Here is a 13278-nt window from a genome sequence, read left to right on the forward strand (position 1 = left end):
TTTTGATTTATGCTGATAAAAAACAGGAGGAATGTATAACATGAAAAATTATGTAGAAATTGTTGACGTATTAGCTAGACAAATTCTTGACTCAAGAGCATTTCCAACAGTAGAGGTTGAAGTTGTTTTAGAAGATGGGACTATAGGAATGGCAGCAGTACCATCAGGAGCTTCTACTGGAATGTTTGAAGCAGTAGAGTTAAGAGATGATGATAAGACTAAATACAACGGAAAAGGTGTACTAAAAGCTGTAGATAACGTAAATAACTACATAGCTGAAGAACTTATAGGAATGAATGTATTTGATCAAGTTGCAATAGACAAAACTATGATAGAACTTGATGGAACAGATAACAAAGGGAAGTTTGGAGCTAATGCTATGCTTGGAGTGTCCTTAGCTTGTGCTCGTGCAGCTGCTAATTATTTAGGACTTCCTTTATACCAATATATTGGAGGAGTAAATGCAAAGGTTCTTCCAGTACCGATGATGAATATAATTAATGGTGGAAAGCATGCTGATAATAATGTAGATCTACAAGAATTTATGATAATGCCTGCAGGTGCACCAAGCTTTAGTGAAGCTTTGAGAATGTGTGCAGAAGTTTATCATGCATTAAAATCTCTATTAAAGTCAAAGGGATATGACACTGGTGTTGGTGATGAAGGAGGATTTGCTCCAAACTTAAAGTCAAATGAAGAAGCAATTCAAGTTATAGTTGAAGCAATAGAAAAAACTGGCTATACTCCAGGAAAAGAAATATTCATAGCTCTAGACCCAGCTTCATCAGAAATATTTGAAGGTGGAAAATATAATTTAGCTGGTGAAGGTAAAGTTTTAACTCCTGAAGAAATGGCTAACTACTATGTAGATTTAGTAAATAAGTATCCAATAATCTCAATAGAAGACGGTATGGCAGAAGAGGACTGGGAAGGCTGGAAGATAATAACCGAAAAATTAGGTGATAAGGTTCAGTTAGTAGGAGATGACCTATTTGTAACTAACACAATTAGATTAAAAACCGGTATAGAAAAGGGAGTTGCAAACTCTATACTTATAAAATTAAACCAAATAGGAACACTTACAGAAACATTAAATGCTATAGAAATGGCAGAAAGAGCAGGCTATACTGCTGTTGTTTCTCACAGATCTGGAGAAACTGAAGACACAACTATAGCTGATCTAGTTGTTGCAGTAAACGCAGGACAAATAAAGACTGGTGCTCCAGCAAGATCAGAAAGAGTTGCTAAGTACAACCAACTTCTTAGAATAGAAGAAGAATTAGATGAGATGGGTGAATACAGAGGTTTAAAAGCCTTCTATAATATTAAAAGATAGTTAGTGTAAATTAAGCACTGCAGCTTTACATACAGTAAGGCTGCAGTATTTTAGCATGTTAATTATGTCATTGTAATGACCCGGTTAATATGTTAAAATGAAATTTGTGAAAGTGCCAGGAGGTGAATGCATGCGTACTGTTTTAATGGTTATTCAGACTATAGTAGCTATTATATTAATAGCGGTTGTATTAGCACAACCAAGCAAGACTAATGGATTAAGTGGATTAGTCTCCGGAGGAACAAGTGAATCCTTCTATTCAAAAAATAAGTCAAGAACTTCAGAGGCAATGCTATCAAGGGTTACAGTTATATGTGGAATAATATTCGCTATTTTATGCATGGTGCAGAATATAATACAATAGGTTGATTTACATAAATAGAGCGGTCTTGTACCGCTCTATTTATTTTATAAAATAATAATTGAGTTTAAATACATCTGTTTCAAATAATATATACCGATTTGACTGATGGATAATTTTGCTATATTATTAAGGTTACAATATAGAAACAATTACCTTTCAAAAATACCATATAAGGCTATAAAAATATTCTAATATGAATATTTTTAAGGTAATAGTACAAAGATAATAATAAATAATTCTACAGGTAAAAGCGTAAGAATTTACATATATTTAAATAGACGTATTTGGAATATGTAGGAAGGATGAATTATAACATTAAAATACTACGAGGTGAGAAATATGAATATTAGAGAAACCCTTATAAGCTTTATGAGAGAACAAGCATATAAACCAATGGATTTAAGAGAATTAGAAAGAGTTTTCAGTATAAGAAAAGCAGACAGAAAAGATTTTGAGAAGATATTGAATGACATGGAAAAGGACGGAGAAATAGTAAAAACCCGTACTGAACATTATGGAGTTCCAGAAAGAATGGGTCTTGCTGTTGGAAAGCTTCAAGGTCATCAAAAGGGTTTTGGCTTTGTAATACCACATGACCAGACACCAGATGTGTTTGTACCATCTTCATACATGAATGGAGCAATGAATGGTGACAAAGTAGTGGTTAAAGTAACAAGAGAGGAAAATAGAGGCAAGAAAAGAGAAGGAGAAATAATAAGAATACTGGAGAGGTCCAATAAAACTGTTATAGGTACCTATGAAGACAGTAAAAACTTTGGCTTTGTAGTACCGGAAGAAAAAAGAATATATCAAGACATATTTATACCTAAGGAATCTAGAAAAGGAGCTAAAACTGGAGAAATTGTTATAGCAGAAATAACTTCTTGGCCGGACAAAAGAAGAAATCCTGAGGGAAAAGTAGTAGAGATATTAGGTAAGAAAGGCGAAAAAGGAATAGATATACTTACTATAATTAAGAAATACGGTCTGCCTGAAGAGTTTCCGCCAAAGGTAGACTCCTTTGCAGACGGAATACCAGAAGAAATACCAGAAGAAGAGTACTCAAGAAGAAAAGATTTAAGAGACTTAACCATAGTTACAATAGATGGAGAGGATGCAAAGGATTTAGACGATGCTATATCCATAGAAAAATTAGAAAATGGAAACTACTATCTAGGGGTACATATAGCAGATGTATCTCACTATGTAAGAGAAAAAAATCCATTAGACAAAGAGGCGTTAAACAGAGGAACATCTGTATATTTAATAGACAGAGTTATACCAATGCTTCCTAAGAAACTTTCAAATGGTATATGCAGCTTAAATCCACAGATTGATAGGCTTACACTAAGCTGTTTTATGGAAATTGATAAGTCTGGTAAAGTAGTTGATCATGAAATAATGGAAAGTATCATAAAAACTAATGAGAGAATGACTTATACTAATGTTACAAAGATACTTAGAGACAAAGATCCAGAGGTCATGGAAAGATATGATTATCTAGTTGATACCTTTAAGCTTATGGAAGAACTTTGTGGTGTATTAAACAAAAGAAGGCTTAACCGTGGTGCTATAGATTTTGACTTTGAAGAATGCAAAATAATTCTTGATGAATTAGGAAAACCTATAGAAATAAAGCCTTATGAGAGAGCAATAGCCAATAGAATAATTGAGGAATTTATGCTGGTATGTAATGAAACTATAGCTGAGCATATGTTCTGGGCTAATATGCCATTTGTATATAGAATACACGAAGATCCAGATGAAGAAAAACTTCAACACTTTGGAGAATTTATTCATAATTTGGGATATGTAATAAAGTGGGGACAGGAACTACATCCTAAAGCACTGCAGGACGTAATTGAAAAGATCAAGGGTAAGAAGGAAGAAACAGTTGTTAGTACACTTTTACTTCGCTCCATGAAACAAGCTAGATATTCACCAGAGTGCGTAGGACACTTTGGATTAGCGGCAAAATACTACTGCCACTTTACATCACCTATCAGAAGATACCCAGATCTTATTATTCACAGAATAATAAAGGAATTTATAAATGGTAAAATAGATGATAAGAGAACAAAAAAATTAACAGCAGAAGTAGAAGCTGCATCAAAGCAATCTTCAGATATGGAAAGATTGGCTCAAGATGCAGAAAGAGAAGTAGATGATTTAAAGAAAGCTGAATATATGAGTGAAAAAATTGGAGAAGAGTATGATGGTATAATATCTTCCGTTACTAACTTTGGAATGTTTGTAGAACTCCCAAATACTATAGAAGGTCTTGTGCATATGAGTACTATGGATGATGACTATTATGTTTATGATGAAAGGCATCTAAGTCTCATAGGAGAAAGAACTAAGAATATATACAGACTAGGCGATGATGTAAGAATTAGAGTTTTAAAGGTTGATATGTTCTCTCATGAGATTTACTTTGAATTAGTAAAAGGAGATGAGGAAGATATGGCTGAAAGTGGAGAAAAAAGAGATTTTACAACAGATGGAATAGGTAATGGTGACTTAAACAGTGAAAATGCCAGAATAGAAGAAGCTTATGGAGAACTGCCACAACCAACAATGGCTTCAGAGGAAGTAAGCATACCTAGAAATCTTGAGGAAAACTCTAGCGAATTATCTATAGCACCAGTTGAAGATTACACTACCGATGGGATTGGAAATAGGGATTTAAACAGAAATGATTTAAAGATGAAAAGTGACTCTAAAACTTCAGAGATAGTTCTTGCAGAGAATTTTCAAAGAAAGCTTAGATAGGGTTAGAGGAATAGAAATCAATCAATGATAAACAAAAAAGATGAGGATGCAAGCTTTGCAATCTCGTCTTTTTAATTTTTTAAGATGTTCTTGAAATACTTACAGCTTAGTTAATAAAAATTCAGCTGCTTTAGAAGATATAGATGAGTATTTGTGGTAGCTATGGTATATAGTGTATAATTAAATAGAGTATTATGCAAAGGAGGAGTTACCATGGAAGGTAAGTTTGTAGTAGGAATCGACCTAGGTGGAACTAAGATAAGTGGAGCTGTTGCAAGCTTTAATGGAGATATATTTTCTAAGTACACTCTTGCTACGAAAGCAGAAGAGGGGGAAATGGCAGTACTACAAAGAATAATATCTGTAATAGAAAAAGTAATACTAGATTCTAAAGTAGATATAGATAAAATAGCAGCTATAGGTATAGGTTCTCCAGGACCTCTAGACGCAAAGGAGGGAAAAATCATAACTACTCCTAATCTTCCTTTTAAGAATTTCAATGTGGTTAACCCTTTAAGGGATAAGTTTAATATTCCTGTCTACCTAGATAATGATGCCAATGCCGCGGCAATAGGTGAATATGTATTTGGAGCAGGTAAAGGAACAAATAACATGGTATTTATAACAGTTTCTACTGGAATAGGTGGAGGAGCTGTATTAAACGGAAAAATCTATAGAGGGAATACTTCAAACGCTTTAGAAATAGGACATACAACCTTAGAAAAGGATGGGCCTCTTTGTAACTGCGGCAACTATGGCTGTGCAGAAGCATTAGCATCAGGTACTGCAATAGGAAGAGCAGCAAGAGAAGAGGTTGCAAAGGGAGTAGATACATCTTTAGGAGCATATGAAGATATAACAGCCTATGAGGTATTTAAAGAAGCAGAAAAAGGTGACAAGATAGCTAAAAAAGTTCTTGATAAAGCATTAAACTATCTTGGGATATGTGTAGCTAATGTAATTGCTTCCTTTGATCCAGAGATGGTGATAATCGGAGGGGGAGTTTCAAAGGGTGGAAACATAGTATTTGAAAGAGTAAAAGAAGTAGTTAACGAGAGATGTTTTAAAGCTATGGCGGAAAGTACTAAGATAGTACCAGCAGCCTTAGGAATAGATGCAGGTGTTATAGGTGCTGTTGCCCTTGCTATAATGGAAAGTAACTATTTCTCCCAGAGCAGCTCTTAGAAATATTGACTTTTGGATATATCTGTAATATAATAAAATATCTTATATAAAGAAAAAGTAGGTGTTGATATGAAGAAACAGACTGGAAATAAAACACTAGCTGAAAATAGAAAAGCAAGACATGATTATTTTATAGAAGAAAGTATGGAGGCAGGCATAGAGCTTGTAGGAACAGAGGTAAAGTCTATTAGAGCTGGTAAGGCAAATTTAAGAGACAGCTATGCAGATATTTTAAATGGAGAGATATTTATTCGTAATATGCACGTTAGTCCTTATGAGCAAGGTAATATATTTAATAGAGATCCTTTGAGAGACAGAAAGCTGCTGCTTCACAAGAGCGAAATATCTAGATTATTAGGATATACAACTCAAAAGGGATATACACTTATACCGCTATCACTTTATCTTAAAAATGGTAGAGTAAAAGTAAATTTAGCGGTGGCTAGAGGTAAAAAGGATTACGATAAGAGAGACGCAATGCTTGAAAAAGCAGCAAAAAGAGATATTGATAGACAAATGAAAGAAAGATTAAGATAAGGCTGTAACTTTGCAGCCTTTTTATTTTTTGATGGATTTGAATGATGCTGTGTAAATAGATGCAGAATGAGATTATATTTAATTTGATAAGGTGAAAGCGGTTTTTCTAATAAAACATGCTTTTATGGAATAACTATTATTAAACAACCAATAAACTATCACCATAGCCACCTATGCTGCATAATCTATTATCATAATAATTTTATAGGGAGGCAAAAAATGAGCATTACATTAACTTCTCTACATTACATTTATTTAATTTTTATATTAATAATTATTGCAGCTATGGTTAGAAAAAAAGATATAACCCTCATATGTATAGTAGGTATATTCTTGCTTGGTCTCATAGGGACAGGCTCCATATATAAGTCTACCATGGGAGTATTTAACAGCTTTGTTTATGCAACAAAAGAACTAATGCCTACCATATTTATCATTTCTATCATAACTGCTATGAGTAACGTTTTAATAGCAGCAGGAATCAATGAAGAACTAATATCTCCTTTTAAACCGATTATTAAGAACTATTGGATTGCATACTGGGTTATAGGTATAGTAATGATGATACTATCCTGGTTTTTCTGGCCATCGCCAGCGGTAGCACTTATAGGTGCGTTATTTCTACCTATAGCTAAAAAGGCAGGACTTCCAGCTATAGGGGTGGCTATATCTATGAACTTGTTCGGACATGGTATAGCATTGTCCAGTGATTATATAATACAAGCAGCACCTAAGCTTACAGCAGATGCAGCAGGAATAGAAGTAGCCAGTGTTATTTCTGCCAGTGTACCTCTAACAATAACTATGGGTTTAGTAACTACAGCAGCAGCATTTTACTTACTTAGGAAAGATATTAAGAATGGAAAGCTTACCGTAGACTATAATGGAGAAGAGGAAATTGCGGCGGAAAAGGCTCCTGTTTTAATCCCATCAAGTAAAGCTAGAAAGTTTTTGGGCGTACTTACTCTAGGATTATTTGCAGTAGATATATTTATAATGTATATTGCCAAGCTACAGGGGGGAGATGCAACAGCTTTAATAGGAGGAACTGCAGTGTTTATACTAAGCTTAATATCTGTAATTTCCTATAAAAAAGAGTCATTAGAAAAGATAACTAGTGATCTTATTAAGGGATTACAATTTGGATTTAAGATATTTGGAGTAGTTATTCCTATAGCAGCTTTCTTTTACCTTGGAGATTCAGCCTTCACAGAGATATTCGGAAAGATACTTCCATCTGGTTCCCATGGTATAGTTAACGACCTTGGAGTAGCTCTCGCTAATTCAGTACCGCTAAATTCAGTTGTAGCATCTGGAACACTTACTGCAGTAGGAGCCATTACCGGTTTAGATGGTTCTGGTTTTTCAGGAATATCCCTAGTAGGTTCTATAGCAAACCTATTCTCAACAGCCTTAGGTGGCGGTGTAGAAACATTGACTGCACTAGGACAGATAGCTGGAATATGGGTTGGTGGAGGAACTATAATTCCTTGGGCAGTAATACCTGTAGCAGCTATATGCGGAGTTGATGCCTTTGAATTAGCTAAAAGAAATATTAAGCCAGTTGTTATTGGCTTAGTTGTTACGACTATAGTAGCAATGTTTCTAATCTAAAATAAAGACCTTGTTCTATATTTAAGAGCAAGGTCATGACTTTTAGGAAATAAGTTACTCAGTTGGAGTTAATAATACTATTGATAACTCACAACTTATAGTGTATTATAATAACTGTCAGGTGGTTAAAAGTCCTTGACGATGAGAGTCTTAAATGGTACAATTTAATAATAAAACTTAATATGAAAATGCGTTTATATATTTTAGGAGATACACTTACTAACCGAAGTGTTGTATTTAATGACATGGGGGTGTACTTGGTTTCGACGGGGGTTTGTTGTGTCTAGGAAGCGAGTCGAGGGAACCTGTGGGCCCGCGTTAAAAAACTATGGGATTAAAGATAAACGCAAACGATAATTTTGCATTAGCAGCTTAGTCTGCTACGTTCTACCTTTGAGTACCGCGGCTTAGGATAGGGCGTCGACAGCGGTGAAACGAGTCTAGGAAAGCTTTGACCTAGAAACGGGATTTATGAAGCTACTGAAACCAGAAGCCTGTCCTTGGGCGGCTGGCAGAGGGAATGTTAAAATAAGGACTGCACTCGGAGATGCCTAGGTATTACTGCTTTCGGACAGGGGTTCGACACCCCTCACCTCCACCATGAAACCCACGAAAATCTAAAAGTTGGATTTTCGTGGGTTTTTCATTTTATAGATATAAATTCATTATAGAAACCAAGTTCTGCGACTAGAAGTTTAGTTGAATATCGTCAATTTTTATTACGGAAGAATATTTTTAATTATTTAGTGCGATAACGCTATAGAATACTATGAGTTTTTTGTGTACACTCTCCTATTATATTTCAGTATTTATAAATAAAACTCATATTTCAACTGAAATATAGTATAATGTTTGTTAGAATGTAAAGGGAGCGTAGCTAGGAAAATATAAAGCTTCCAAAGGAATAATAGATGAGAAAATAAGGATATGACAATATAATTGAGAAATACTACAATAAATTTTACGAGAACAAAAGATTAACTATAAATTCTGCAATTATAAATTAACAATTATTTTTGCAATATATTATGAAGAAAGATAGAGAGAAAAAATGAAGATTGCAGTTACTACTACAAGAGATGCAGATGAGAGTTTAAATTATAAAGCAAAAGGTGTATCTAAAGATTTAAATATACCATATATAAAAAGAGATAATTTAAGTATCAAAAAAACAATTTTGAAGGATGGCTTTGACTATTTATTAGTGATTGAAAGAGATAAGATTGTTATAAAGGGAGAAGATAGTACACTGTTTTGGCATCCTAATATGTCAGAACTTAAGATTAAATTAATAAGACAAGGCAATAAAGAAGCTATAATAGAGGCAACAAAATTAGAAGAAGGAAATAGTATATTAGATTGTACATTAGGTCTTGCAGGTGATTCTCTTGTCTTTTCAGCAGTTGTTGGAGAAAAGGGGTATGTAGTAGGGACAGAAGTTAATAAGTATATAGCTTATTTAAGTAAATGTGGATTAGAAAGCTATAATGATGTTGATGGTAAAGCTATAGATAATATAAAGGTCGTTAACGAATCATATGAAGATTATATTTTAAAGCAAAGTGATAATAGTTTTGATGTGGTATATTTTGATCCTATGTTCAAAGAACCAAATAGAAAGTCAGCATCAATAAATTCCTTTAGGGATTTTGCAGATCACAAGGGATTAACAAAAGAGATTTTAATGGAAGCACTTAGAATATGTAAAAAAAGAGTTGTTATTAAAGAAAGACAAGGCTCTAATGAGTTTGAAAAGCTAGGAATAGAAAAATATTATGGTGGCAAAAAAAGCGGTGCAATTATTTATGGAGTAATTGAAAAAAATGTATAAGAAGATTAGATATAAATGAGAAATAATTGACACTATGAACTGAATTGGAAATGTAGATAGATAATTATATATGTCATATTCGTAGTGGATTTCAAAGATCACACTTCACCTCCACCATACATAAACTATAATATTGATACAATAGAAAGTCCTTGAAAATTTCAAGGGCTTTTAGTGTTTTTTGGAGATTCTGGAGTAGAAGTTATATAAAAAGTTCAATTTCCATTATAAATAAACAATAATTTTAAAGATACTTATTGGAAAAACAAATAGAGAAAAGTTTTTGCATAAATATTATGAATTAGACAATTTTCTTGAAATTGTGATAAAATTAATCCGCGTAACCCGTATATTGACATGTCATTGTTTTAAATCTGACATTTTGCTATATTCATAAGTTTTATTGATATAGTGTAGTATTAGCTCTTAAGTACGTCAATTCATTCATTTAAATCTTAATAAATATAGTATTTTTTATGCAAACGCCGGTTTAAGTTATACATAAAAAACTTGCATAAATTATCACGCTGTAAACAACATCAGAAGAAGGAGGAAATTTATGCTGGATGTATCTGTAAAAGATTTAAGTTTTTCTTATGACAGTGAATTAATATTAGGTGATATCAATATGAAGGTTAAAGCTGGAGCCTTTGTTTGCTTGCTTGGCCAGTCTGGTTGCGGAAAAAGTACACTTCTTCGTTTGCTTGCAGGTTTGGAAAAACCGAACTCTGGAGAAATTCTTGTGGACAATGAACCAGTTACAAAAGCAGGTCTGCAGAGAGGTGTGGTTTTTCAAGACTATGGCCTTTTTCCTTGGATGAGTGTCGGAGAAAATATTACGATAGCACTTAAACAAAAATTTAAAAATATGAATTTAGAGGAACGAAAAGCTGAAGCACTTAGAAGGATGAAGGATGTGGAGCTAGCCGAGTCAAACTTTGATAAGCTCCCTAAAGAGCTTTCCGGTGGTATGAAGCAACGTTGCGCAATCGCTCGGGCATTTAGCATTGACCCACCAATTCTTTTGATGGACGAGCCTTTTGGTGCGTTGGATGCAGTAACAAGAGCCAAACTACAAGATTTGATTTTAGATTTATGGAAGAAAGAGACTTTAAACCGAAAAACGATTTTTTTTGTCACTCATGATGTGGATGAGGCGTTACTTCTAGCAACTGACATTTTTGTATTAGGCCAATCGCCGAGTAAAATCATTTACAAATATTCCTTTAATAATGAAAAAAAACTTAATAGAAAAACAATATATGATGATCCTCAGGCTATGCAGTTGCGATATGAACTAATAAAAATCATCAATAATGAGATAGAACTAAAAACCAATAATAAAATATGAAAAGAGGTATGAAAGTGAAGAAAATTATAAAAACTGTAGCACTATTAACGCTAACACTATTCTCTCTAACAGCTTGTTCCACAAAATCTGCAAACACAAGTACTACAACTAGTTCTGATAAAAAGACTACCCATAAGATTAAACTAGCAGCACAGGCAACCTCTGGCCAAGTATTTCAATTCCTTGCTGAGGACAAGGGATACCTAAAAGAGGAAGGTGTTGATGTTGAGCTTACTTACATTAATAACGGGTCAGATGCATTTCAAGCCTTAAGTTCAGGTCAGGTAGATGTTATTTCCACATATGGCACCGGGGGACCTTTGATTCAGATTGCAAACGGTCAAGATTTCACTATGTTCGGTGGCTATATGATTATTGGTGCAACTCCTGTTTTTGCAAATCCTAATACAACATATAAAAGCGTAGAAGATTTCCGCGGCAAGAAGATTGCAATTATGAGAGGTGGAACTCCTGACATCGTACTGAAGGGTATTCTACATGATGCAGGATTTGACTTAAAAAAAGATGTTACTTTTATTGAAATGAAAAAGAACACAGATGTTATGGAAGCGGTACGTACTGGACAAGCGGATTTCGGTTCAGTATCTACAGGTTTTGAGCTTCAAATCGCTAAAGCAGGAATGAAAGTTGTTATGTGGCCTGATGAACTATGGCCGAATCACTCTTGCTGTCGTATGATTGCAAAAACAAGCTGGCTTAAAGAAAATCCTGAAGCGATACAAAAGCTACTTCGTGCATATTTGAGAGCTGAAGAAGCGATGCAGAAAGATGGGGGTATGGATAGAGTTGTTGAATTAACAACTAAAAAGTTGGATATGTCTCCTGAAACAGCAAAAAGCTTTTTACTTAGTCCACACATGAAGTATGATACAGATCCATATAAAAACAGCATAATAAAAATGTGGCAAAAGATGCAGTCTTTTGGATACATAACTGATCCTAAAGTCAAAGTTGAAGATCATATCGAAACCAACAATTATAAAGCAGCGTTAGATTCTTTGATTAAGGACTATCCAAATAGCGACTTCTTCAAGAAGAAATTGGAGGCTTTTAATAAAAATAATCTGTAAATCTTAATTATATAATCAGCTGTGATAAGCTTGGTATGCAGCTGCATACCAAGCTTATCTTTTACATGAACTTTTTAAATCCCAATAGAATAATTCAATAAGGAGCGGTGGCATGAAAAAATTTATTAAAGATAGATTAGGCATGATTCTGATTTTTGTAGGAATAATTGTTTTATACGAGATTGCAACTGAAGGTTTTAAAATACTGGACCCATTTTTATTTCATGGACTTAGCAAGATATTACCAGAGTTTGTTTCACATTTAGGTCAACTGATGCAAGGTTTAATAAGTTCTCTAGGGTTGCTTATACCAGCATATATTATGGCGGTAACCTTGGGAATAAGTCTAGGTGTACTTATAGGATTGAAAAAGTTGTTGCGAAAAAATATTACTCCATATATTAATGGGTTCAGCGCTATTCCAGCGACACTTTTAACACCTTATGCAATTCACATTTTTTCTTCCTTTCGATATGCATCCATATTTATTATCTTTTTAGGAGCATTTTGGCCAATACTAGGTACAACAGTTAATGCAACTATGACTATTGACAAAAGGTATTTGGAAAATGCGGACACCCTGGAAATAAATGGAGTAGAAAAATTATTCAAAGTTATACTCCCAGCAGCCTCTCCTGCAATACTCTCTGGTTGTGCTGTTGCACTTAAATTTTCCTTTGTACTGCTTACAGTAGCGGAAATGTTTGGAGCGACCTCTGGTATGGGATACTTTGTCCAGTATTACTCTGATTTCGCACGCTTTGATCTTGTAAGTGTTGGATTTATTTTTATTGGGGCTGTATTGGTTGGGATAATGTACCTGTTTGATTTGATGAAATGTAGAATTTTGAAGTGGACTATAAATAACTAATTACGAGAGTATCCCATATTAGATAGATATGTTAAAAGCTACAGCTTTGCATATTTAAAGTCAGTAAATTGTATCAATATTTAAGTTATTAGACATACATATAAAATAAGCTCAGCGTAGGCTGGGCTTATTTTATTGCTATAAATTTTTCATAAAACTTTTTCTTTAAGGCTAGCAGTTCCGATGAATACCGTCCATTACGAGGTGTAACATTCTTGTATTCATTGATGATCATTTAAGTTCTTTTCTTTTTTATATAGGAACAGTAAATATTAAATTATACAAAATAGGAGAGGATAAGCAAAAACAAATCAGTTGGGATGAGG

The 13278-nt window shown here is 33.9% G+C and carries 9 protein-coding genes, 1 other RNA gene and 1 pseudogene; all 11 read left to right on the forward strand.

The features are described 5' to 3' along the window. Positions 1-40 precede the first annotated feature (40 nt). The 11 genes and pseudogenes from eno to P8V03_RS06325 all read left to right on the forward strand — a co-directional run bounded on the left by eno (position 41) and on the right by P8V03_RS06325 (position 12952). Positions 41-1336, forward strand: a complete 1296-nt coding sequence (gene eno, locus P8V03_RS06275; RefSeq protein ID WP_318797315.1) for a phosphopyruvate hydratase — start codon at positions 41-43, stop codon at positions 1334-1336. A gap of 130 nt (positions 1337-1466) precedes the next feature. Beyond that, positions 1467-1700, forward strand: a complete 234-nt coding sequence (gene secG, locus P8V03_RS06280) for a preprotein translocase subunit SecG (protein ID WP_261670596.1) — start codon at positions 1467-1469, stop codon at positions 1698-1700. Positions 1701-2039: 339 nt separating this feature from the next. Next, positions 2040-4172, forward strand: a pseudogene (gene rnr, locus P8V03_RS06285) (ribonuclease R); the annotation flags it as partial. Between the two features lie 513 nt (positions 4173-4685). Beyond that, positions 4686-5657 (forward strand): ROK family protein, encoded by a 972-nt coding sequence (locus tag P8V03_RS06290; RefSeq protein WP_318797317.1) that lies wholly within the window; start codon positions 4686-4688, stop codon positions 5655-5657. 69 nt (positions 5658-5726) lie between these two features. After that, a complete protein-coding gene (smpB, locus tag P8V03_RS06295) occupies positions 5727-6194 on the forward strand; it encodes an SsrA-binding protein SmpB (protein ID WP_261670598.1) in 468 nt (155 codons plus the stop codon). 219 nt (positions 6195-6413) lie between these two features. Continuing rightward, a complete protein-coding gene (locus tag P8V03_RS06300; RefSeq protein WP_261670599.1) occupies positions 6414-7808 on the forward strand; it encodes a hypothetical protein in 1395 nt (464 codons plus the stop codon). 247 nt (positions 7809-8055) lie between these two features. Beyond that, positions 8056-8409, forward strand: a transfer-messenger RNA (tmRNA) gene (ssrA, locus tag P8V03_RS06305). Positions 8410-8859: 450 nt separating this feature from the next. Then, a complete protein-coding gene (locus tag P8V03_RS06310; protein ID WP_318797320.1) occupies positions 8860-9639 on the forward strand; it encodes a class I SAM-dependent methyltransferase in 780 nt (259 codons plus the stop codon). Between the two features lie 559 nt (positions 9640-10198). Continuing rightward, positions 10199-10990: an ABC transporter ATP-binding protein gene (locus P8V03_RS06315; RefSeq protein ID WP_318797322.1), complete on the forward strand. Its 792-nt coding sequence runs from the start codon at positions 10199-10201 to the stop codon at positions 10988-10990. 8 nt (positions 10991-10998) lie between these two features. After that, positions 10999-12081, forward strand: a complete 1083-nt coding sequence (locus P8V03_RS06320) for an ABC transporter substrate-binding protein (RefSeq protein ID WP_318797324.1) — start codon at positions 10999-11001, stop codon at positions 12079-12081. A gap of 112 nt (positions 12082-12193) precedes the next feature. After that, on the forward strand, positions 12194-12952 hold the full coding sequence (locus P8V03_RS06325; RefSeq protein WP_318797326.1) for an ABC transporter permease: 759 nt from the start codon (positions 12194-12196) through the stop codon (positions 12950-12952). Positions 12953-13278: the final 326 nt, after the last annotated feature.

The sequence above is a fragment of the Clostridium tanneri genome, assembly GCF_033659955.1.
GTDB classification, from domain to species: domain Bacteria; phylum Bacillota; class Clostridia; order Clostridiales; family Clostridiaceae; genus Clostridium_AM; species Clostridium_AM tanneri.

Coding starts and splice junctions, on each gene's coding strand:
- eno (WP_318797315.1), top strand. CDS start 41: ATGAAAAATTATGTAGAAATTGTTGACGTATTAGCTAGACAAATTCTT.
- P8V03_RS06315 (WP_318797322.1), top strand. CDS start 10,199: ATGCTGGATGTATCTGTAAAAGATTTAAGTTTTTCTTATGACAGTGAA.
- P8V03_RS06310 (WP_318797320.1), top strand. CDS start 8,860: ATGAAGATTGCAGTTACTACTACAAGAGATGCAGATGAGAGTTTAAAT.
- P8V03_RS06325 (WP_318797326.1), top strand. CDS start 12,194: ATGAAAAAATTTATTAAAGATAGATTAGGCATGATTCTGATTTTTGTA.
- secG (WP_261670596.1), top strand. CDS start 1,467: ATGCGTACTGTTTTAATGGTTATTCAGACTATAGTAGCTATTATATTA.
- P8V03_RS06320 (WP_318797324.1), top strand. CDS start 10,999: ATGAAAGTGAAGAAAATTATAAAAACTGTAGCACTATTAACGCTAACA.
- P8V03_RS06300 (WP_261670599.1), top strand. CDS start 6,414: ATGAGCATTACATTAACTTCTCTACATTACATTTATTTAATTTTTATA.
- smpB (WP_261670598.1), top strand. CDS start 5,727: ATGAAGAAACAGACTGGAAATAAAACACTAGCTGAAAATAGAAAAGCA.
- P8V03_RS06290 (WP_318797317.1), top strand. CDS start 4,686: ATGGAAGGTAAGTTTGTAGTAGGAATCGACCTAGGTGGAACTAAGATA.